General features: G+C 39.5%; 17 protein-coding genes, 2 tRNA genes and 3 rRNA genes. 17 read left to right on the plus strand and 5 right to left on the minus strand.

Features of this window, described 5'->3' with window-relative positions:
- Positions 1-218: 218 nt before the first annotated feature.
- From TOL5_RS09100 to TOL5_RS09130, 7 genes are all read left to right on the plus strand, one after another.
- Positions 219-1,757: ribosomal RNA gene (locus TOL5_RS09100) — 16S ribosomal RNA — on the plus strand.
- A 59-nt stretch (positions 1,758-1,816) separates the two neighbouring features.
- Positions 1,817-1,893, plus strand: a tRNA-Ile gene (locus TOL5_RS09105).
- A gap of 44 nt (positions 1,894-1,937) precedes the next feature.
- A tRNA-Ala gene (locus TOL5_RS09110) sits at positions 1,938-2,013 on the plus strand.
- Positions 2,014-2,427: 414 nt separating this feature from the next.
- Positions 2,428-5,318, plus strand: a 23S ribosomal RNA gene (locus TOL5_RS09115).
- A gap of 170 nt (positions 5,319-5,488) precedes the next feature.
- A 5S ribosomal RNA gene (rrf, locus tag TOL5_RS09120) occupies positions 5,489-5,603 on the plus strand.
- The 16S, 23S and 5S rRNA genes sit together here with 2 tRNA genes alongside, the layout of an rRNA operon.
- A 220-nt stretch (positions 5,604-5,823) precedes the next feature.
- The gene (locus TOL5_RS09125) at positions 5,824-6,327 is read left to right on the plus strand and encodes a DUF2004 domain-containing protein (protein WP_042085621.1); all 504 of its coding nucleotides are present in this window, start codon (positions 5,824-5,826) and stop codon (positions 6,325-6,327) included.
- A gap of 167 nt (positions 6,328-6,494) precedes the next feature.
- Complete coding sequence (locus tag TOL5_RS09130) at positions 6,495-7,685, plus strand: hypothetical protein (protein ID WP_121775758.1); 1,191 nt, start codon at positions 6,495-6,497, stop codon at positions 7,683-7,685.
- A gap of 65 nt (positions 7,686-7,750) precedes the next feature.
- Here the strand turns inward: TOL5_RS09130 and TOL5_RS09135 are convergent, their stop codons facing one another.
- From TOL5_RS09135 to TOL5_RS09155, 5 genes are all read right to left on the minus strand, one after another.
- Positions 7,751-8,857, minus strand: coding sequence for a porin (locus TOL5_RS09135; RefSeq protein WP_004830376.1), 1,107 nt, complete (start codon positions 8,855-8,857; stop codon positions 7,751-7,753).
- Positions 8,858-9,076: 219 nt separating this feature from the next.
- On the minus strand, positions 9,077-9,493 hold the full coding sequence (locus TOL5_RS09140; RefSeq protein WP_004830377.1) for an HIT family protein: 417 nt from the start codon (positions 9,491-9,493) through the stop codon (positions 9,077-9,079).
- Positions 9,494-9,521: 28 nt separating this feature from the next.
- Positions 9,522-9,788, minus strand: coding sequence for a YARHG domain-containing protein (locus TOL5_RS09145; protein ID WP_004830378.1), 267 nt, complete (start codon positions 9,786-9,788; stop codon positions 9,522-9,524).
- An 81-nt stretch (positions 9,789-9,869) separates the two neighbouring features.
- Positions 9,870-10,742 carry an NAD(P)-dependent oxidoreductase gene (locus TOL5_RS09150; protein ID WP_004830380.1) on the minus strand — a complete coding sequence of 291 codons (873 nt, stop codon included), beginning with the start codon at positions 10,740-10,742 and terminating at the stop codon, positions 9,870-9,872.
- A 9-nt stretch (positions 10,743-10,751) separates the two neighbouring features.
- Positions 10,752-11,843, minus strand: a complete 1,092-nt coding sequence (locus TOL5_RS09155) for an alpha/beta fold hydrolase (RefSeq protein ID WP_121775760.1) — start codon at positions 11,841-11,843, stop codon at positions 10,752-10,754.
- Between the two features lie 141 nt (positions 11,844-11,984).
- Here TOL5_RS09155 and TOL5_RS09160 point away from each other — a divergent pair, with 141 nt between their 5' ends.
- The 10 genes from TOL5_RS09160 to TOL5_RS09205 all read left to right on the plus strand — a co-directional run bounded on the left by TOL5_RS09160 (position 11,985) and on the right by TOL5_RS09205 (position 21,962).
- Positions 11,985-13,172: an O-succinylhomoserine sulfhydrylase gene (locus TOL5_RS09160; RefSeq protein WP_005032055.1), complete on the plus strand. Its 1,188-nt coding sequence runs from the start codon at positions 11,985-11,987 to the stop codon at positions 13,170-13,172.
- A gap of 111 nt (positions 13,173-13,283) precedes the next feature.
- Positions 13,284-13,613 (plus strand): YbaB/EbfC family nucleoid-associated protein, encoded by a 330-nt coding sequence (locus TOL5_RS09165; RefSeq protein ID WP_004830383.1) that lies wholly within the window; start codon positions 13,284-13,286, stop codon positions 13,611-13,613.
- A gap of 10 nt (positions 13,614-13,623) precedes the next feature.
- Entirely contained in the window at positions 13,624-14,220 is a 597-nt protein-coding gene (gene recR / locus TOL5_RS09170; protein WP_004830384.1) for a recombination mediator RecR, read from the plus strand.
- Positions 14,221-14,570: 350 nt separating this feature from the next.
- Positions 14,571-15,713 carry a ribonuclease D gene (locus TOL5_RS09175; protein ID WP_005032052.1) on the plus strand — a complete coding sequence of 381 codons (1,143 nt, stop codon included), beginning with the start codon at positions 14,571-14,573 and terminating at the stop codon, positions 15,711-15,713.
- Between the two features lie 204 nt (positions 15,714-15,917).
- Positions 15,918-16,223 carry a YcgL domain-containing protein gene (locus TOL5_RS09180; protein WP_004830387.1) on the plus strand — a complete coding sequence of 102 codons (306 nt, stop codon included), beginning with the start codon at positions 15,918-15,920 and terminating at the stop codon, positions 16,221-16,223.
- Positions 16,189-16,629 (plus strand): hypothetical protein, encoded by a 441-nt coding sequence (locus tag TOL5_RS09185; RefSeq protein ID WP_042066816.1) that lies wholly within the window; start codon positions 16,189-16,191, stop codon positions 16,627-16,629. Before TOL5_RS09180 ends, TOL5_RS09185 begins: the two co-directional genes overlap by 35 nt.
- Positions 16,630-16,649: 20 nt before the next feature.
- Complete coding sequence (locus tag TOL5_RS09190; RefSeq protein ID WP_009584783.1) at positions 16,650-17,501, plus strand: AAA family ATPase; 852 nt, start codon at positions 16,650-16,652, stop codon at positions 17,499-17,501.
- A gap of 15 nt (positions 17,502-17,516) precedes the next feature.
- Complete coding sequence (locus TOL5_RS09195; protein WP_042085608.1) at positions 17,517-18,704, plus strand: vWA domain-containing protein; 1,188 nt, start codon at positions 17,517-17,519, stop codon at positions 18,702-18,704.
- Positions 18,705-19,107: 403 nt separating this feature from the next.
- Positions 19,108-20,316, plus strand: coding sequence for a tryptophan synthase subunit beta (trpB, locus tag TOL5_RS09200; protein WP_046760820.1), 1,209 nt, complete (start codon positions 19,108-19,110; stop codon positions 20,314-20,316).
- A 212-nt stretch (positions 20,317-20,528) separates the two neighbouring features.
- Positions 20,529-21,962 (plus strand): MoeA protein, encoded by a 1,434-nt coding sequence (locus tag TOL5_RS09205; RefSeq protein WP_121775456.1) that lies wholly within the window; start codon positions 20,529-20,531, stop codon positions 21,960-21,962.
- The last annotated feature ends 47 nt before the right edge of the window (positions 21,963-22,009 follow it).

Genomic DNA, 22,009 nt, shown 5'->3' on the forward strand with positions numbered 1-22,009 from the left:
GGTTAAGTTGTTGAATGTTTATTGCGTCTTATTTATCACTGACGAGGTGGTAAATTGATCATTAAGAGAATATGAAGAACAACTTGTGTGGATTTTTACTGATTGATTGATCGAAATATTATCATTGATTGATTGGTTTAAGTTACTCGAAGTTTATTTGAGAGAATTTGTCAGTACATTGATGAGCCAGAATTGTGACCTTAAGTCACTAATGATTTTAACTGAAGAGTTTGATCATGGCTCAGATTGAACGCTGGCGGCAGGCTTAACACATGCAAGTCGAGCGGGGGATGTTGCTTCGGTAACTGACCTAGCGGCGGACGGGTGAGTAATACTTAGGAATCTGCCTATTAATGGGGGACAACATCTCGAAAGGGATGCTAATACCGCATACGCCCTACGGGGGAAAGCAGGGGATCACTTGTGACCTTGCGTTAATAGATGAGCCTAAGTCGGATTAGCTAGTTGGTGGGGTAAAGGCCTACCAAGGCGACGATCTGTAGCGGGTCTGAGAGGATGATCCGCCACACTGGGACTGAGACACGGCCCAGACTCCTACGGGAGGCAGCAGTGGGGAATATTGGACAATGGGGGGAACCCTGATCCAGCCATGCCGCGTGTGTGAAGAAGGCCTTATGGTTGTAAAGCACTTTAAGCGAGGAGGAGGCTCTTTTGGTTAATACCCAAGATGAGTGGACGTTACTCGCAGAATAAGCACCGGCTAACTCTGTGCCAGCAGCCGCGGTAATACAGAGGGTGCGAGCGTTAATCGGATTTACTGGGCGTAAAGCGTGCGTAGGCGGCTTTTTAAGTCGGATGTGAAATCCCCGAGCTTAACTTGGGAATTGCATTCGATACTGGGAAGCTAGAGTATGGGAGAGGATGGTAGAATTCCAGGTGTAGCGGTGAAATGCGTAGAGATCTGGAGGAATACCGATGGCGAAGGCAGCCATCTGGCCTAATACTGACGCTGAGGTACGAAAGCATGGGGAGCAAACAGGATTAGATACCCTGGTAGTCCATGCCGTAAACGATGTCTACTAGCCGTTGGGGTCTTTGAGACTTTAGTGGCGCAGCTAACGCGATAAGTAGACCGCCTGGGGAGTACGGTCGCAAGACTAAAACTCAAATGAATTGACGGGGGCCCGCACAAGCGGTGGAGCATGTGGTTTAATTCGATGCAACGCGAAGAACCTTACCTGGTCTTGACATAGTAAGAACTTTCCAGAGATGGATTGGTGCCTTCGGGAACTTACATACAGGTGCTGCATGGCTGTCGTCAGCTCGTGTCGTGAGATGTTGGGTTAAGTCCCGCAACGAGCGCAACCCTTTTCCTTACTTGCCAGCATTTCGGATGGGAACTTTAAGGATACTGCCAGTGACAAACTGGAGGAAGGCGGGGACGACGTCAAGTCATCATGGCCCTTACGACCAGGGCTACACACGTGCTACAATGGTCGGTACAAAGGGTTGCTACCTAGCGATAGGATGCTAATCTCAAAAAGCCGATCGTAGTCCGGATTGGAGTCTGCAACTCGACTCCATGAAGTCGGAATCGCTAGTAATCGCGGATCAGAATGCCGCGGTGAATACGTTCCCGGGCCTTGTACACACCGCCCGTCACACCATGGGAGTTTGTTGCACCAGAAGTAGGTAGTCTAACCGTAAGGAGGACGCTTACCACGGTGTGGCCGATGACTGGGGTGAAGTCGTAACAAGGTAGCCGTAGGGGAACCTGCGGCTGGATCACCTCCTTAACGAAAGATTGACGATTGGTAAGAATCCACAACAAGTTGTTCTTCATTGATGTATCTGAGGGTCTGTAGCTCAGTTGGTTAGAGCACACGCTTGATAAGCGTGGGGTCACAAGTTCAAGTCTTGTCAGACCCACCAAGTCTACTGAACACAGAAGAGCAGATATATTAAGATCTTAAGCTGGGGACTTAGCTTAGTTGGTAGAGCGCCTGCTTTGCACGCAGGAGGTCAGGAGTTCGACTCTCCTAGTCTCCACCAAATTTGAGGGAAAACAAAGCAACGCTTTGTCCGAAAATTTAAGCAAGAAGCTGTGCTTCGCGCAGGCATCCATTTGAAAGATGAAATTGATTATAGAAATTAATGAACTGAAGTTTATAGAGTTTATTAACTTCTGTGATTTATCACAGTGAACTACTTGCTGACGAGGCGGTAGAGAATCATTAACAGAATATATTTGAGTTGAAATAATTGTTTAACTCGTTTTATGAAGCTTAACAAGCAATTGTTAATGTGGAGTGAAATGAGAACTAGCGATAAAACTGAATCAAGCGTTTTGGTATATGAATTAAATTGAAGCTGTACAGTGATTAAGTTCACAAGCAACAAATAGAAGTGGTTAAATCCACATTGTTGATCCTCCTTGTAGGGATTAACGACTGTTTGGGGTTGTATAGTCAAGTAATTAAGTGCATGTGGTGGATGCCTTGGCAGTCAGAGGCGAAGAAAGACGTAATAGCCTGCGATAAGCTTCGGGGAGGCGGCAAATATCCTGTGATCCGGAGATTTCTGAATGGGGAAACCCACTTACCATAAGGTAGGTATCGCATGATGAATACATAGTCATGCGAGGCGAACGAGGGGAAGTGAAACATCTCAGTACCCTTAGGAAAAGAAATCAATTGAGATTCCCTCAGTAGCGGCGAGCGAACGGGGATCAGCCCATTAAGTTATATGTGTATTAGCGGAAAGCTCTGGGAAGTGCTACCGTAGAGGGTGATAGTCCCGTACACGAAAGTGCACATATAATGATGACGAGTAGGGCGAGGCACGTGAAACCTTGTCTGAATATGGGGGGACCATCCTCCAAGGCTAAATACTCCTGACTGACCGATAGTGAACCAGTACCGTGAGGGAAAGGCGAAAAGAACCCCTGTGAGGGGAGTGAAATAGATCCTGAAACCGCATGCATACAAGCAGTGGGAGCCAACTTGTTTGGTGACTGCGTACCTTTTGTATAATGGGTCAGCGACTTATATTCAGTAGCAAGGTTAACCGTATAGGGGAGCCGTAGAGAAATCGAGTCTTAATAGGGCGTTTAGTTGCTGGGTATAGACCCGAAACCGGGTGATCTATCCATGAGCAGGTTGAAGGTTGGGTAACACTAACTGGAGGACCGAACCCACTGTCGTTGAAAAGCCAGGGGATGACTTGTGGATAGGGGTGAAAGGCTAATCAAACTCGGTGATAGCTGGTTCTCCCCGAAAGCTATTTAGGTAGCGCCTCGGACGAATACCATAGGGGGTAGAGCACTGTTTCGGCTAGGGGGTCATCCCGACTTACCAAACCGATGCAAACTCCGAATACCTATGAGTACTATCCGGGAGACAGACTGCGGGTGCTAACGTCCGTAGTCAAGAGGAAAACAATCCAGACCGCCAGCTAAGGCCCCAAAATTATAGTTAAGTGGGAAACGATGTGGGAAGGCATAGACAGCTAGGAGGTTGGCTTAGAAGCAGCCACCCTTTAAAGAAAGCGTAATAGCTCACTAGTCGAGTCGGCCTGCGCGGAAGATGTAACGGGGCTAAAACTATATGCCGAAGCTGCGGATGTATACATTGTATACGTGGTAGGGGAGCGTTCTGTAAGCCGATGAAGGTGTGTTGAGAAGCATGCTGGAGGTATCAGAAGTGCGAATGCTGACGTGAGTAACGACAAAACGGGTGAAAAACCCGTTCGCTGAAAGACCAAGGGTTCCAGTCCAACGTTAATCGGGGCTGGGTGAGTCGACCCCTAAGGCGAGGCCGAGAGGCGTAGTCGATGGGAAATTGGTTAATATTCCAATACTTCTGTGTAATGCGATGAGAGGACGGAGAAAGTTAAGTCAGCCTGGCGTTGGTTGTCCAGGTGAAAGGTTGTAGGCATGCATCTTAGGCAAATCCGGGGTGCTCTATGCTGAGAACTGATAGCAAGCGAGTTTACTCGTGAAGTGGCTGATACTATGCTTCCAGGAAAAGTCTCTAAGCTTCAGTTACACAGGAATCGTACCCGAAACCGACACAGGTGGTCAGGTCGAGTAGACCAAAGCGCTTGAGAGAACTCTGCTGAAGGAACTAGGCAAAATGGTACCGTAACTTCGGGAGAAGGTACGCTGCTGACGGTGATAGGACTTGCTCCTTGAGCTATTGGCAGCCACAGAAACCAGGCCCCTGCAACTGTTTATTAAAAACATAGCACTCTGCAAACACGAAAGTGGACGTATAGGGTGTGATGCCTGCCCGGTGCTGGAAGGTTAATTGATGGGGTTAGCGTAAGCGAAGCTCTTGATCGAAGCCCCAGTAAACGGCGGCCGTAACTATAACGGTCCTAAGGTAGCGAAATTCCTTGTCGGGTAAGTTCCGACCTGCACGAATGGCATAATGATGGGGGCGCTGTCTCCAGCAGAGGCTCAGTGAAATCGAAATCGCCGTGAAGATGCGGTGTACCCGCGGCTAGACGGAAAGACCCCGTGAACCTTTACTGCAGCTTGACATTGAACTTTGATCTTACTTGTGTAGGATAGGTGGGAGGCTTAGAAGTAGCGACGCCAGTTGCTATGGAGCCATCCTTGAAATACCACCCTGGTAATATTGAGGTTCTAACTCTGTCCCGTTATCCGGGACGAGGACCATGTCTGGTGGGTAGTTTGACTGGGGCGGTCTCCTCCTAAAGAGTAACGGAGGAGTACGAAGGTGCGCTCAGCGTGGTCGGAAATCACGCGTAGAGTATAAAGGCAAAAGCGCGCTTAACTGCGAGACCCACAAGTCGAGCAGGTACGAAAGTAGGTCTTAGTGATCCGGTGGTTCTGTATGGAAGGGCCATCGCTCAACGGATAAAAGGTACTCTGGGGATAACAGGCTGATACCGCCCAAGAGTTCATATCGACGGCGGTGTTTGGCACCTCGATGTCGGCTCATCTCATCCTGGGGCTGAAGCAGGTCCCAAGGGTATGGCTGTTCGCCATTTAAAGAGGTACGCGAGCTGGGTTTAGAACGTCGTGAGACAGTTCGGTCCCTATCTACCGTGGGCGTTGGAAATTTGAGAGGATCTGCTCCTAGTACGAGAGGACCAGAGTGGACGAACCTCTGGTGTACCGGTTGTGACGCCAGTCGCATCGCCGGGTAGCTATGTTCGGAAGGGATAACCGCTGAAAGCATCTAAGCGGGAAGCCTACCTCAAGATAAGATTTCCCTAGGACTTTATGTCCTCTAAAGAGCCGTTGAAGACTACGACGTTGATAGGTTGGATGTGGAAGTGCGGTGACGCATGAAGCTGACCAATACTAATTGCTCGTGAGGCTTGACTATACAACACCCAAGCAGTTGTATATGAAGCATCATTTGATTCATAAAAGATCAAAGATACTTGATTTAGTTGTAAAGCTAGTTACAATAACCAACTCAAATGTTCTTCTGTTAAACTCATTTGGAACAAAGTAAGGCATACCCATAAGACCCGAAAAAGTCCATAACAGTTTGCTGGCGACAATAGCAAGAGTGAACCACCTGATCCCTTCCCGAACTCAGAAGTGAAACCTCTTAGCGCTGATGGTAGTGTGGGGTTACCCATGTGAGAGTAAGTCATCGCCAGCTTTTAATTCTTAAAACACCCTCAACTAACTGTTGGGGGTGTTTTTTTATGCGTAAAGAAAAGTGAAAAAGTCCCATAAAGAACAAATATAGGAAAATATGAAATAGAATAGCAAAAATATACCATTCATATATTTTAACCAATAGTAAATAGTGTCTAAAATAATTTAATCTGGTTAAGCCGAATACATCATTTAAACACAAAAGCATGAGGACTATAAAAATGCCAGCATATACTTTGCCGTATTTTGGAACTATAAACTCAGAAAACTTAGAAGAATATTATGAAGTCGATGCTGAGGTGAATGGAAAAGTGGTTCAAATCGATTTGAATTTTGAAGCGAATACTTTGAGTTTAGAAAATTTTGAACGAGTTAAATCATTTATAGAAAATATAGAAAAATTTGACCAAAACAACCACGCTTATATTCAACAAAATTTTGAAGGTGAGCATGACGGTACTGTCAAAGAATATGTGGATTTTCATCTTGATGAATTGGGTGATGATTTCTTAGCACACATCGGGATTTCCAACTCAATAGACAAGACACAACAGTTTTTAAACAAGTTATATTTAACAAGGATCGGGCTTTATCCAGATGGGAAATATGACACATCGTATTTTGCAGTATTTGATTACACAGTTAATCGTGAATTATCTGATCAACTGATGGTGGTCAAAACAGATCATCAAGGTCATTTAGATCATTTGAGTTGGGAGAGCTGATATACAGAGTTAAACCTAACATGTTCATAACTTTGCTAATATGAAACAAAGCTAAAGCTTTAAGCTTGATATATTTAGTATTGAGTTTATATACTTATTTGCACAATCATCAGTACTCAAGTTTTAGCTGAAAAATGAATAGTGCAGTTTAAAAATAATGGATGAACATGGACAGAGATACTCCCATTTATATTTCTTTAACAGGCACGGATAGCCATCAAATCAAAATTCCTGCTGGTCAAGGGAGTTTCTCGATTGGGCGAATTGGCATGGACAAGAAAAAGTTTGATGTTCTTGTCGGTGAAAATGCTGTAATCGATTGGGATGTCTTTAATACCTTTTATACGCCACATGGTCAACAAAATGCGCATTTGCATCCTTATGGAGATTGGCCAAGATTTTTTTACTATTGGGGAAATGATATTGGTTTTGTGGAGTGGTCGAAGAAGAGAGTAATTGAAAATTTCTTTTGGCAACCCTCTCGCTCGTTGTGTCTTGATTTGAGTGATGCCCAAATTCGTAATCTTGCAATAAAAAGTAATGATGATCTGATCAAATTGACTTTGGATCAGAGTAATAATATTGGTTTATATTCACTTCATCTCTCTGGAAAAATTGAGCTTTTTGAAATTAAGACCAAGCAAGAAATTCATCATATTCGAATAGAACCAAATACTGAGAAAGATCAATCTGTATCCGCGTACCATCTTCCAATTATTCCTGACTTGGCAAAAATTAGTTCACTCGATGTAATTGTTAAACCAATTGGTCAGGCTTTTGATTGTGAAAGCTTATTACAGTTTCCAAATTTGAAAAATTTGAACTTAACCGGGAATATAACCAATACAGCATGTTTAAAACAACTTCACCAACTTGAACGTATTGGAATACGTTATGCAGTAAATTTGGAAGGCTTTCCTGCTTTAAATACTTGGGAAAACTTAAGCTCTTTCATTGCATGGAATATTGATGAAAAAACTGGGAAAAGATTAAATACCCAATTAAAGCATTTAGCTAAAGAAAAACAATTGGATTATTCTTCGGTGTCTAAACTGAGAAGTCCAATATGGTTTAGCACTGAATATGGAATTCCATTTGAAAACTGGGAAAACAAAAATGCAAAAATTGCGATCAAAGCATATAAATCTGCTTTAAAAAAAATCTCCAAAGCACAGAATGAGCAAGATGTGAAAGAATCAATTATTGAACTTATAGAGATGATTAATACATTACCCAATATTGAAACTGTTGAAAGGGAAGATACAGGAGTTGCTGTACAGCAACTTGTTGAAGCCTCAAAATTTGATATAGACCAAGAAATAGTAAATGTATGGTTCGATAAGGTTCGAGATTTTTAGAAAATGTGTTAGTAAAAAAAACGGCAAGTAAACTTGCCGTTTTTATGTAAACCTTCGATTCGATATTAGAAGTTGTATTCCATACCTAGACCAATAACTGTTTTTTTCTTCTCTGGTGTTGAAGTTGCAGTCCAATCACGCTTTTGTTGACCTACTACACCGTAGAAACGAGCTTGTTTGTTGATGTTGTAGTCTGCACCAATACCATATAAGTCTTGTTTACGGTCATCACGACCATCTAATTCAGTTGTTGCAGAAATATATTCAGCTTTCAATTTAATTGGCGTAGATGGAATTACATAAGCAGCAGTGATGCCATATGCATTTTCTTTTAAGCCTTTAAAAGATGTAACTGTTGTACCAGATGTTGTTGAAACTGTGTCATCTGTTGGTTTAGCAGTTTGCCATAAAGCACCAAGTACTAAACCATCGATACCTGCTGGTTTCAAGTCGATAGAACCTGTAACACGAATCGCATCAGAATAAATTGTGTTGCTACCTAATTCTGAGTTGTAAGCATTATATTTAGATGCTACACCGAAGTTACCTGCAACTGCTGCTGCTAAACCGTAATCTTTGTTGTCATAAGTAAGTGATGTTGAAATACCATCACCAAACCCATCGCGGCTGCCTTTTTGACCTTTTGCTGAGTTGTTTAATGCAGAAGATTCTTCACCTTGTTGGAACATGATATTAAAAGCTAAACCAGCCAATAATTTTTTATCAGTTTCAAAACCAATCACATTCTTTAAACGATCTTCACCGACCAAAATTGCAGTCATATCAAGTTCATTGTGATCGTTAAAAATATCTTGGTTGTTTCCTGCAGCATTTTTAAAGTATGAATCAAACTGACCCACTTTCAATGTTGCAATGCCGTCTGATTTAATCCCCACAAAGCGGTTACGGTTACTGAATGCATCACCGTCACCATCAGCACTGATTTGCCATTCTGCTAAATATACAGCAGATAATTTATCAGTTAATTTTTCTTCACCTTTTACACCAATACGAGAAGCATTCGAGTTTACTTTGGTTACGCTTTCGTCTTTAAAGCCATTATTATCGATTTGATCTAAAGTTACGTTGAACTTACCATACAATGTTGGCGCTGCTTGAGCTGCGCTTATGCTAAGGGTGGCGATTGCTGCAGCGAGTAGCACTTTTTTCATTGAGATTTCTCCAAAACATGTTCAATGCGAGTTTGCTGTTACTTTTTTTTACTCAGTAAGTCTTGTTTTGAACATGACTTACTAACTTGCATGCAGTATCTGTAAACTTTGTTACATATAAGTGAAGAATAAATGACAATTTGATGACGTAAACTTTATATTGATGTAATTTTGATAAAAAAAATGAGGCAATAAATGCCTCATTTACAAAGAAAAATTTTATATCAGTGCGGACTTAATTTTTTCAGCCAATACTTTAATTTTTTCTTGATCGCCCATTTGTACAGCATGACGACCTAATTCGTGTACAGAGCTTGGAATAAGATGAAAGTGTACGTGTGGCACAGTTTGTCCAGCTGATGCGCCAGAGAGTTGCATTAAAACAATCCCTTTTGCATCTAAAGCTTTTTCAATTGCCTGAGCAACTTTTTGTACAATTTTAATGGTATAGGCAGCAGCTTCTGGTTCTAAGTCCAATAATGTAATGGCTTTGGTTTTTGGAATAACTAAAGTGTGACCATCTGCCTGTGGCATGATATCCATAAATGCAAGTACATGATCATCTTCATAAACTTTTAATGCTGGAAGTTCGCCACGTAAAATTCGAGCAAAAATATTCTGATCATCATAAGCCATATTTACTTCCTTAAATGTATGAATGTAATTATTTACAATTCAATTCTTTCTGACGTTCCTTGATAGAGTCAAGTTTTTGTTGCTCTTTTTCAGTAAATTTAGGCTTACTTGTATAACAATTGTCATTATTATATTTTGCCTTTGCCTCAGGATCTTTAAAACAGAAACCTTTTGATGCATAAATCACATTGTAATCATCCTGCAATTTTTTGCATTCTTGTGCATTATCTGCGAAAGCTTGTGTGCCCACAAAAATGGATAAAGCAGACAGTGTAGCAATAAAATATTTGTTCATGAGTTTGCCTCAAAATTGACATAATCGTGTGTCACTTGATTAGATTATAGGGGCTGGTTGTGATTATTCAATGACGAAAAATTAATCTAATGTAATTTTGCTCCATGATTCATACATTTTTACCGCAGTTGAAAAGTCACTGTCGGGTGTTGCAAGGCTGTTTGCTGCTTGGATTAGGCTTTGTGTTAAACCAAGAATTGGTGTAGAGAGTTTCGCCTCGCGAACTAAATCAATGGCAATTCCTGTATCTTTTGCCAATAAAGGTAGCCCAAAGGTTAGTGGAAAACTTCTGTTGAGAATACGCTGCGGAAGGATTGATTCAGTAACACCACTTTTTCCGCTTGAAGCATTAATACAATCTAATGCCTCATGTAAATTTACGCCATGCGCTTTGAGTGTGGTGAAACCTTCTGCGGCGGCACATAAATGAACTGCCATCATCATATTATTAACAGCTTTAACCGCAAATCCAGCACCGGAATCGCCAACATGTTTAATTAGTTTTCCCATTGCTTGCATTGCAGGCAAAGCGCGTTGGAATGCATCATTCGATCCGCCCACCATGAAGGTGAGTGTGGCATTTTCAGCACCAATGGTTTGTCCGCTTACAGGTGCATCCAAGAATTCAATATCAAGTTGTTTAAGCTGTAATGCTTGTTGACGTGCTGCATCAGGCACACCGCTGGTGCAATCTACCCAGATCGCACCTGATTTAATTTTTAGTCCCTGAATTAAATCATCAACATCTTGACTGGTGGGTAAGCATGAAAAAATTATATCAGCCTGAACAGCCTGTTCTAAAGCTACCGCCTGAGTGCCGAACGCAGTTGCATGTTGTTTGGCTTTTTCAAAATTTCGATTCCATACATAAACAGTATCAAAATGTTGAGGCAAATGTGCTGCCATACGATAGCCCATAGCACCTAAACCGATAAATGCAACTGTAGTATTCATAACTGTCTCTTAACTTTTAGTCGATCGTTGTTCTAACCATTTGGATAATGTAGGCCAAAATTCTTCTGCACTTTTTTGGCTAGACATCAGTCCTAAATGTCCTCCAGGGATTAGAGTAAACGTGACATCGCTACTATTTGTCAATTCGATTAAAGGCTTAACTGCATCGGCGGTGACCATTTGATCACTTTTTCCAGCACCCACCAACAAAGAACAATTGATATTTTTAAGTTCTATTTTATGTCGGCTAAGTTGTATAACACCATTTTTTAGTGGATTTTGAAGCCATACATTAAACAACATATCTTGATTGACACCCCCAGGATAATCCACCATATGATTGAGAAAATTTCCCAGTGTAGCATGCTCATGTAAAAGTGCTCGATCATCTAAATTGAGTAATAATTGTTTGTGACCTTCATACCAGCCTTTGGGATCAAGAATTTTAAATCCAATCGCATTTAGTAAACCAGGAGTATGGATCAGTTTTCTCGGTAAGCCTCCTTTATAAAGTGTATCTTTAAGTTTTTGGTTTTTGATAATCAGACCATTGATACGTTGATACAGTTTTCCAATTCCACCAGAAGCATAACTGTCGATAGGACTGGCGAGTACAATGAGATTTTTTACATGATTGGGCTGACGTAAAGCACTGTATAGTAATACAAAAATTCCAGCCATACTCCACCCATGCAGTGAAATTTGATCACTTTGTGAATGCTCTCGGATCTTGTCGATACATAAAGGCATGGATTCGTCGATAAAGTAAAGGAAGTTTAAGTCACGATCTTGATAGCTTAATTTTCCCCAATCCAATAAATAAACATCAAAGCCTTGTTCTGTAAAATATTTGATTAATGAGCGATACGGATATAGATCATAGATCGCCATATTAATCGACAACGGTGCGGTAAAAACCAAAGGTTCTTTAAACTTTTTTTCTGGCGCAGCATAGTAACGTACTTTGGTTTGATGATGCTCTGCAATGACTTCATAAGGTGTACTTTGAGATAAAACCAGTGACTTGCCATTGAAAATCCGTGTCGTCAAATTTTTTAACTTGGCTTTCCTTGCTTGGAACTTGGCTGATACTTGGGTCATAAGCGATGTTTGTCTCATTTTTATACAGATTTATGCGAAGTGTATGTGATAATTTGCGATTTTACCTTGACCTTAAATACATAGGACGCTCAAAATGTTGGCAATATTTTACAAAGGCAGTTTTAGGACTGAGCAGTTGAAATGAGCCAGCACGACGACATTGAATACCAACTTGACACCTTAGCGATTCGTACAGGTCATACTCGTAGTTTTGAAGGGGAACATGGAGAACCGATTTTTCTGACTTCATCATTCGTTTATGAAAATGCAGCTGAAGCAGCAGCAAAATTCTCAGGTGCAGAGCCAGGCAATATTTATTCACGTTTTACCAATCCGACGGTTACGATGTTTGAAAAGCGTTTAGCTGCTCTTGAAGGTGGTGAACGTGCTGTGGCAACAAGTTCAGGTATGGCAGCGATTATGGCTGTAGCGATGTCTTTCTTGAAAGCTGGCGATCATGTGATCTGTTCACGCGCTGTTTTTGGTTCAACAGTCGCGTTGTTTGAAAAGTATGTTGCTAAATTTAATGTTGCCGTGACTTTTGTTGATTTGACCGATCTAAGCGCATGGCAAGCAGCTGTTCGCCCTGAAACAAAATTACTTTTTGTTGAATCGCCATCCAATCCATTGGCAGAAGTAGCTGATATTCAAGCCTTATCTGATTTGGCACATGCAAATGATGCTTTGTTGGCGATTGACAATAGTTTCTGTACGCCAATCTTGCAACGTCCTCTACAATTTGGTGCGGACTTAGTGATTTATTCAGCAACTAAATATTTGGATGGTCAAGGTCGCGCATTAGGTGGTGCTGTTGTTGGTAGTCACAAACTTCTAGAAGAGGTATTTGGTTATGTAAGAACGACAGGACCGTCGATGAGTCCTTTCAATGCTTGGGTGTTTTTAAAAGGTTTAGAGACGCTACGACTGCGTATGAAGGCGCACTCTGAAAGTGCACAGATCATTGCTGAATGGTTGGTTAAACACCCGAAAGTGGAAAAAGTTTACTTTGCTGGATTGCCCGAGCATGTTGGTCATGAGTTGGCGGCAAAACAGCAAACAGGCTTTGGTGGGATTGTTTCATTTGAGGTGAAAGGTGAGCGAGAAGGGGCTTGGAAAGTCATTGATCACACCCAATTTATTTCAATTACTGGCAACTTGGGCGACGCCAAATCGACCATTACTCATCCTGCAACAACAACACATGGTAAGCTTTCGCCTGAAGCAAAAGCTGCAGCGGGCATTCGTGAAGGTTTAATTCGTCTGTCTGTTGGTTTGGAAGACGTCAATGATATTATTCGCGACCTTTCTCATGGATTAGATTTAATTTAAGATAAGCGTCATTGCTCAAATACAGTCTTGCACCCATTTGTGATTTTTGAAAAAAATAGCCAATGTGTGCAAGACAAAAATTTATTTAAAGACTTTTGTTCGGAGTACCTTATGAACATTAATATGTTGATGCAACAAGCACAGCGCATGCAAAAAGACATGGAAAGTAATGTTAAGAAAGCTAAAGAAAAACTTGCTCAAACTGAAGTTCAAGCAGAAGCGGGTGGTGGTTTAGTCAAAGTAACGATGACTTGCCGTAATGTTGTTAAGCGTATCGAAATCAGCCCAGATTTATTACAAGATGATCCAGAAATGATCGAGGATTTGATTGCAGCTGCAATGAATGATGCTGCACGTCAAGCAGAGGCTATTTCAGAAGCAACCATGAAAGAAGCTAATTCAGGAATGGGTCTACCGCCTGGTCTTTCAGGTTTGTTCTAAGGAATCTTAGGTGTTTAGCGACCGTTTTGATCAGCTTGTACAAGCGTTACGGATCTTACCAAGTGTTGGACCAAAGTCGGCTCAACGCATGGCATTACATCTGATTATGAAAAACAAAGAAGGCGCGATTGGTTTGGCGCATGCGTTAAATGAAGCGACTTCTTTTATTCATGAATGTAGTATTTGCCACTCTCTGACAGAAAATGAAGTTTGTGATATTTGTTGTTCGAATGATCGTGATGATCAACTGCTTTGTGTAGTCGAATCTCCAGCTGATGTTATGGCAATTGAACAAAGCGGAAGTTTTCGTGGAAAATATCATGTATTGGGTGGTCATTTATCGCCTTTAGATGGAATTGGTCCAGAAGAAATTGGTATACCTTACTTGGTACAACGTTTGAGTGATGGCAATATTACTGAAGTGATTTTAGCAACCAATGCAACTGTAGAAGGGCAAGCGACAGCACATTATCTTGTTGAAGCAACCAAACATCTTTCACTACAGATGACAAGAATTGCTCAAGGTGTTCCACAAGGCGGTGAGCTGGAATATGTGGATAGCCATACATTGAGTCAAGCAGTACACAATCGTATGCGGATGAAATAATACTTTTTGTCTTCAACAGATGTTGGGTTTGTTTATTTTCAGTCACTTTATTTTGAATTTAAGGTGTTTAAAAGATAAACAAACTCGATTTTATTTAAAATTATTTACATAACTTTGAGAAAAATTAGGTAAACTCCCTTAGATAGAACGGTCAGTCTATGATTCGTTATTTTTCTAAAGGATTAATTCATTAAGTTCTAAAACCTATATATAAAATGGATATTTTAAAAATAATTTTATTGAAAAATAAGACATTTATCTCAAATTAGTTCAAAAATATTATATTTAAATTTTATATATTAAGGTAAAATCATATTTCATTTGAATGTAACATTTTGACTTAAACTGACATGTTCCAATTTATTAATCAACAGACTGAACTTGAATCTGTGTTGAATTTAATGCAACACACATCAACATATGGTCTAGACACTGAATTTATCAAGGTTGATACATTTTGGCCTAAACTCGGTGTATTTCAAATCAATGTCAATGGTCAAGTGTTTTTACTCGATGGTACCACGCTCAATTTAGATCAGTTCTGGCATCGACTTTTTCAAGCGCAGCAAAATATTTTTCATGCTTGTGGTGAGGATATTGATTTAATCTATCATTATGCCGATAAAAAGAATCTTGAGAATGTGTTTGATACGCAAGTGGCGTTATCTTTCCTAGGACATGGCTTACAGGTCAGTTATCAAAATGCCTTAAAACTGATATTAGACATTGAGATTGATAAAGATCAGACCCGTTCAGATTGGTTAGCTCGTCCTTTGACCACTGAGCAGATGAATTATGCTGCAAATGATGTTCTATACATTATGAGATTGGCTGAAAAAGTTAAAGCTCAGTTGGAACAGAAGAACTTATATCAACAAGTATTGGAAGATTGTCAAAATCTTACCTTTGAAATTGCTTCAGAAACACCAAAAGAAAAGTTGTATAGTGATATTGGTAACTATCGTCATTCGCGCAAACAATTGATGCAATTACAACAATTGTGTGTGTGGCGCGAAGAAATGGTCAAGGCACTGAATCAACCCCGCAGTTTTATTCTTAAAAATGCCACGATGATTGATTTGGTTGAAGTTAATCCGAAGAATAACTTTCAATTGTCTAATGTAAAGGGCATTCGACCTAATATTGTTCGTGAGCACGGTAAAACCATTTTAGACTTATTAAAATTTTTACCAGAGATGGATGAGTGGCCATTACGAATTGCACGACCAATTAAACACTCCTCGCAAGGGATCACAGTTGAAGTTGATGAGTTAATTTCACAAATTTCATTGGATATGCAAGTCCCTAAAGAAGTACTCATGCGTAAAAAGTGGTTGAATGCTTTGTATCATCATGTGGTGTTTCAAGGCAAAGAACAAGATTTACCACGCTATCTACTGGGTTGGCGTTATGAACAATTGACGCAACCACTGATTCAGTTATTACATGCCGATGTTCACTATTTAAGTATGCAAATGAAAGTGAATGAATAACTTGATGTCATGTTTTGATGGTCTGTTTGCTTAGCTTTTCAACAAGATCTGTGAATGCTGTGTCATGATATGTGATGCTTTATTTTTACTCAAAGATTTCACAAATGATCATAAATAACGACTGATACGTTAAATTTCGATAATGTATCTGTCGTTTTTTTCATGTATGCTGTCACATAAGTTTTATAGAAGCTGTTGTTTAAAATGCATTGTGATATTTATAAATCGAGCAAGAAAGATGAAATGTATCTTTATGTGGCTCGTCCTAATCATCCAGACCATGACGAAAGTGCAGATCCTTTAGATGTACTATCTGAACCTGTACGTATTGCTTTTGGTCGTGCAACGCATGTCATGCACCTTGAACTTAATGAATCAAGAAAATTAGCACGAGTAAATGTTTTACATGTGATTGATTCACTGACGACGAAAGGCTTCTTTATTCAAATGCCGCCAGAAGGTTTAATTAATCCTAATGCGGCAGAACCAGAGGGATTACGCGGTGCTTGATCAGTTATCAGGAATATGGACAAGTTTTTTAGATCTATTGGATTCGATCCCAGAAGATAATATTGCAATTTCTGTCTATATTCTTGGGACGCTCTTAATTTTATGGTGCTGGTATTCGATTTCAAAACGATTGCCATCACCACTTGGTGGGATCACATGGATTATTGTATTTGCAGTTCTTGCAACGCCCACCATTTCTGAAGGACCGAACTCAGCAATTGCACCTGCAATATTTGGCTTGTTATTTGGTATTTTAACCAAAGATTCTGCATTGATTTGGTCAAACATTGCCTTGATTGCATTTGTGATGGGGCTGGGATTAATCATCGGATTTTTTTGGTCTAAATACAAAACCAATAAAAATACGCAAGCCAACGCCGTCGCTAAAAATATTTCACCACTTTAAATAAAAAATAAAGGTAATCTATGTCTGTTGATGCTCAACAATTCACTGGTACTGAACAGTATATCGCAACTGATAGTTTAAAATTAGCCGTAAAGGCTGCTCGCGCACTTCAAAAACCACTACTGGTTAAAGGTGAACCTGGGACAGGTAAAACTTTACTGGCAGAACAGGTTGCTGAAAGCTTAGGACTTAAACTGATTACATGGCACATTAAATCGACAACAAAAGCACAGCAAGGCTTATATGAGTACGATGCTGTGTCACGGTTACGTGACAGTCAGTTGGGTGATGACCGTGTCTATGACATCAAAAACTATATTAAGCCCGGAAAGTTGTGGGAAGCGTTTACCAGTGAATCACGTTGTGTATTATTAATTGATGAAATTGATAAAGCAGACATCGAGTTTCCGAATGACTTGTTGCATGAATTAGACAAGATGTCTTTTTTTGTTTATGAAACAGGTGAAACGATCACTGCTACGCAGCGTCCTATCGTGATCATCACTTCAAATAATGAAAAAGAACTTCCTGATGCCTTTTTACGTCGTTGTTTCTTCCATTATATTGAATTCCCTGATGAAGCGACCATGCGTGAAATTATTGCAGTACATTTTCCCAATATTTCTGGAACTCTGGTTTCTGAAGCTTTGCAAGTCTTCTTTAAATTGCGCCAAGTTCCAGGCTTAAAAAAACCACCCTCAACGTCTGAATTGATTGATTGGTTGAGTTTACTCATGGCAGATGATATGCCAGAAGATGTTTTGCGTAATCATGATAAAGCGAAAGCAATTCCACCCTTGTATGGCGCATTGATTAAGAATGAGCAGGATGTTCAATTGCTTGAACGTTTAGCCTTTATGTCACGTCGTTAATGAGGAGATCGCCATATGTTTGTGCGATTATTTTATACCCTCAGAAAATATGGTGTACCTGTATCTACCCGTGAATTGATTGATCTCAACCAAGCGGTGAGTGAGGGCTTGGTGTTTGCTGATCAAGATGATTTCTATCAATTGGTGAAAACGGTCATGGTCAAAGATGAGCGCTTCTTTGATAAATATGATCGTGCCATGAAAGATTATTTTGAAGGAATTCACACCTTTGATATTGATGATTTGCTCAGCAAAGTTCAAAAACTGCCAAAGGATTGGTTTGATTTAGAGCTACTTGAAAAGCATCTGACACCTGAGCAACGTGCTGAATTAATGAAAGCAGGTTCGCTTGAAGAATTGATGAAAATGTTGGAAGAACGTTTACGTGAACAACATAAAAAGCATCAAGGTGGTAATCGAATGGTGGGTACTGGAGGTACTTCTCCATTTGGTGCCTATGGTGACCACCCAGAAGGTGTTCGAATTGGTGGACCAAGCCGCAAAAACTCAGCAGTCAAAGTATGGGAGCAGCGTAAATACCAAAATTTGGATGATGAGCAAATTTTAGGTACACGGCAAATGCAAATGGCTTTACGTCGGTTGCGTAAGTTTGCTCGTCAGGGTGCTGCTGAAGAATTGGATATCAACAGTACTATTTATGAAACTGCCAAGCAGGGCATTTTAGATGTACAAATGGTCCCTGAACGGCGTAATCGTATTAAAGTTTTGATGCTATTTGATGTGGGTGGCTCGATGGACGCTCATATTGCACAATGTGAAAAATTATTCAGTGCAGCAAAAACAGAATTTAAAACTTTAGAATATTTTTATTTTCATAATTGTTTATATGATTACGTTTGGAAAGATAATCATCGCCGTTCTTCTACACGAATGAACACATGGGATTTGTTTAATACCTATGGTAAAGACTATCGTGTAATTGTTGTTGGTGATGCCAGTATGGCACCCTATGAATTAAAATCGGTGGGCGGTTCCGTTGAATATATGAATGATGAAGCTGGTGACGTATGGTTACGTCGCTTACGCAATCATTTTGAAAAAACAGCGTGGCTGAATCCAGAAGAACAGAATTACTGGCACTACACGCAAACCATTGCCTTGATTAAGCAGATATTTGAGGACAATATGTTTCCAATGACCCTTAAAGGCATCGAGGATATGACCAAGTATTTGTCACGATAAATTTGGGATCGTATCAAGGTCTAGTTTGTTTTTTGGGTTGGTAAAAAAATAGCTTCTGAAGTAGGCTAAAATTGCGCATGAGATGTATATGGCGTGAGACATGAAATACAACAATAGTGAAGCTATTTTTAAATTTCATGTCGATGCCTATGATCGTCTAAGATAATTTTAGCCATAGGCTGAGCCAGAATAACGCAAGGTCGAGCTTGTAGCATCAAGTATAGTGAAGACTAAAATGGTTCTACTATGGGCTTGTTGCCTTGTGAAATAATATTTTTATCATTTAGAATAATTCAATTTCGTAAGTTGTGCCGTGTATGAGTTAAAACATTGAGTCGAAAATATTGCATAACTGTCAATAGACCCACTCATTCAACGGCTTATATTTTAATGAGGGATAGATATGGATCATCAAATTAATGGTATTGCACTGCCAAATGAACAAGGATTTTTTGGTGAATATGGTGGTCAATTTATTCCACCACATTTAAAAGCGGCAATGGACGAAATCAACATTGCTTATGAAGAAATTCGTCAAACTGCTGAATTTCAGAATGAGTTAGCGGATTTATTTGCCAATTATGTTGGTCGCCCAAGCCCTTTATTTTATGCCAAACGCCTTTCTGAGCAATTGGGCGGTGCACAAATTTATTTAAAGCGTGAAGATTTAAATCACACTGGCGCACATAAAATTAACCATTGCTTAGGTGAGGCTTTACTTGCCAAGTATATGGGTAAAACCAAAGTGATTGCAGAAACGGGTGCGGGTCAGCATGGTGTAGCCTTGGCGACTGCTTGTGCACTTGTAGGGATTCCATGTGAAATTCATATGGGACAAGTCGATATTGAAAAAGAGCACCCAAATGTTGTCAAAATGAAAATTTTAGGCGCTAAATTGGTTTCAGTTACGCAAGGTACGGCAACATTGAAAGATGCGGTAGATAGCGCATTTGATGAATATTTAAAAGATCCACAAAACTTTATTTATGCGATTGGTTCTGTGGTTGGTCCACACCCATTTCCAAAAATGGTACGTGATTTCCAATCTATTATTGGCAATGAAATTAAAGTTCAAGCACAAGATCGTTTTGGTGCTCAACCCGATTATGTGGTTGCCTGTGTAGGTGGCGGTTCAAATGCAATTGGCGCATTTACGGCATTTTTAAATGATGCAGAGGTTAAACTGGTTGGTGTGGAACCTGCTGGTCATGGTTTGGATACTCAACAGCATTCAGCAACATTGACTTTAGGAAAGCCAAGTCAAATTCATGGTATGGCTTGCTATGTACTTGAAAATGAGCAGGGTGAGCCGTTGCCTGTGCATTCGATTGCATCAGGTTTGGATTATCCTGGTGTTGGACCACAACATAGCTTTTTGAAAGATTTGGGACGTGTGGAATATTCAACTGCGACTGACCAAGAATGTTTAGATGCATTTATGATGCTGTCCCGTGTAGAAGGTATTGTACCGGCATTGGAAAGTTCACATGCTGTGGCTTGGGCAATTCGTGAAGCACCGAAATTATCGAAAGAAATCAAAATTGTGGTCAATCTTTCTGGGCGTGGTGATAAAGATGCAGACTATGTTGCTGGCAAGTTAAATCTCAACTGATTTAAAATTCAACAATCTAAAACCTGGCTTCGGCTGGGTTTTTTATTTATCTGTTATCATAATGAAATTATTGAACTTTATTGGAGAAAAAGAGTTTAAACGACGCCATTAGCATAATTTATTTGATATGTAAATTATATCAAATAGCATATTTTTAATAAAAATCATTGAAGCATCATCGCTTAATTTTATAACATTGTTGAGTTATTACATTGGAAATCAGAAACCGTAAATATATAAATTATAATTTATGGCAGCAAGAGCATATTGCTCAAGTCATGCCTATTTCAAATTTAACAGAAAAAATTTCCTTAAAAAATTGTTTAGGTAGAAAGCTTGCAGAAGATATTTATGCTAATTCAGCACATCCGACTGTAGGATTATCAGCAATTTATGGGAAGTTTTTGAATATTCAAGATGATATTACTACTGTAGAACAGTATAAAGAAATCGAAACGATACATTTCTTTCGAAATTTAATGAATGGGGAAAATCCATTTGCAATTAAACAGACAAACACATTCCTATCTGATATAGCTCCATATATGAAAATAGGAGATATAGCAAATACGGTGATACCCTTAGAACAACATTTACCTTGGTTTAGAGCAGCTTATCTTAGTCCTGAAAAAGGAGATGTGTTGGCTGATATAAAAAAAGGAACGGGCATTGTCAATATTGGGGCTGACTACCAAGAGAAAGATTTAGTTTTAAAAAAAGATGATATTATTACAAATTCCAAAAAAGCCTTATTAAGACAGGCTGGCATAAGTGAAATAAAGGTTTATAAAAAATTAAGATTTGCTGTGCTATGTGTAGATTATGACCTCGAAAATTTGAATAAAAATTTTGAAATGGAATATATTCAAGATTGCATGCAAAGTTGGGGTTTTGATTTTGAAGTAATTAAAATAAAACCATTCAAGAATGTCCCGCTAGATAAAAAAACTACGGATGACAGCATTGCGACTAGTTTTGAAACTTATTTAAACAATATTCAGCAGGTGACCCAAAACTATGATTATATTGTTGCGTGCGGTTTAGCAGATCATCGTTTTTTCAATCAATTGGGTTTGTTTAGATCTCTGAATGAGTTAAGAAGACTATATTCTCAAGGTGAATATAATCAAAAAATTCAATCGTCTGGCAATCATTTCAGATTATTTTCAGGTGATTTAAGAAACCCAGTATGCCGAGAAGAGGTAAAATTCTACAATGAACAAGGACGTTTAATTGTCCAAAGGACGATGAAGTATGAAGATAAAGCGTTGATGGGCTATATCTCAGGTTATATTCTTGACATCATTGTAAATATGCATTTACTGGTAAAGCCAACAATATTGCAACGGATGTACCGAAAACCATTTTTACCTGAATGGAAAGTAGGAGTATTATCCCATGATTATAGTTTTGATATTGACCGAGAATATAAATACAAAATTTTATGGGCTTATGTATCACGTACGGCTTATGATGAAAGGTATAGAATTGTGACCAAAGAGATTCCAGAAATTAAAATAATCAATGTAGAAAATGAACGTCCTGATATGCTGAATTTCTTTAAAGAATGTAATTGTTTTATTCCAGTATTAAATGAAGATCATCAGTTAAAAGCAGGTGATTATTTTTACTATCTAGAAATTTGAAAAATGATTGAAATATTCATTATGATTTATAGCTATTGATCATATAG

This window comes from Acinetobacter sp. Tol 5 (assembly GCF_019702905.1).
Lineage (GTDB): Bacteria > Pseudomonadota > Gammaproteobacteria > Pseudomonadales > Moraxellaceae > Acinetobacter > Acinetobacter bereziniae.

What these genes read in the sequence shown, in the direction of transcription:
- TOL5_RS09160 (WP_005032055.1), top strand. Translation starts at nt 11,985, where the DNA reads ATGAGCCAGCACGACGACATTGAATACCAACTTGACACCTTAGCGATT.
- TOL5_RS09155 (WP_121775760.1), bottom strand. Translation starts at nt 11,843, where the DNA reads ATGACCCAAGTATCAGCCAAGTTCCAAGCAAGGAAAGCCAAGTTAAAA.
- TOL5_RS09150 (WP_004830380.1), bottom strand. Translation starts at nt 10,742, where the DNA reads ATGAATACTACAGTTGCATTTATCGGTTTAGGTGCTATGGGCTATCGT.
- trpB (WP_046760820.1), top strand. Translation starts at nt 19,108, where the DNA reads ATGGATCATCAAATTAATGGTATTGCACTGCCAAATGAACAAGGATTT.
- TOL5_RS09145 (WP_004830378.1), bottom strand. Translation starts at nt 9,788, where the DNA reads ATGAACAAATATTTTATTGCTACACTGTCTGCTTTATCCATTTTTGTG.
- TOL5_RS09175 (WP_005032052.1), top strand. Translation starts at nt 14,571, where the DNA reads ATGTTCCAATTTATTAATCAACAGACTGAACTTGAATCTGTGTTGAAT.
- TOL5_RS09195 (WP_042085608.1), top strand. Translation starts at nt 17,517, where the DNA reads ATGTTTGTGCGATTATTTTATACCCTCAGAAAATATGGTGTACCTGTA.
- TOL5_RS09130 (WP_121775758.1), top strand. Translation starts at nt 6,495, where the DNA reads ATGGACAGAGATACTCCCATTTATATTTCTTTAACAGGCACGGATAGC.
- TOL5_RS09185 (WP_042066816.1), top strand. Translation starts at nt 16,189, where the DNA reads ATGCGGCAGAACCAGAGGGATTACGCGGTGCTTGATCAGTTATCAGGA.
- TOL5_RS09165 (WP_004830383.1), top strand. Translation starts at nt 13,284, where the DNA reads ATGAACATTAATATGTTGATGCAACAAGCACAGCGCATGCAAAAAGAC.
- TOL5_RS09125 (WP_042085621.1), top strand. Translation starts at nt 5,824, where the DNA reads ATGCCAGCATATACTTTGCCGTATTTTGGAACTATAAACTCAGAAAAC.
- TOL5_RS09135 (WP_004830376.1), bottom strand. Translation starts at nt 8,857, where the DNA reads ATGAAAAAAGTGCTACTCGCTGCAGCAATCGCCACCCTTAGCATAAGC.
- TOL5_RS09190 (WP_009584783.1), top strand. Translation starts at nt 16,650, where the DNA reads ATGTCTGTTGATGCTCAACAATTCACTGGTACTGAACAGTATATCGCA.
- TOL5_RS09140 (WP_004830377.1), bottom strand. Translation starts at nt 9,493, where the DNA reads ATGGCTTATGATGATCAGAATATTTTTGCTCGAATTTTACGTGGCGAA.
- TOL5_RS09180 (WP_004830387.1), top strand. Translation starts at nt 15,918, where the DNA reads ATGCATTGTGATATTTATAAATCGAGCAAGAAAGATGAAATGTATCTT.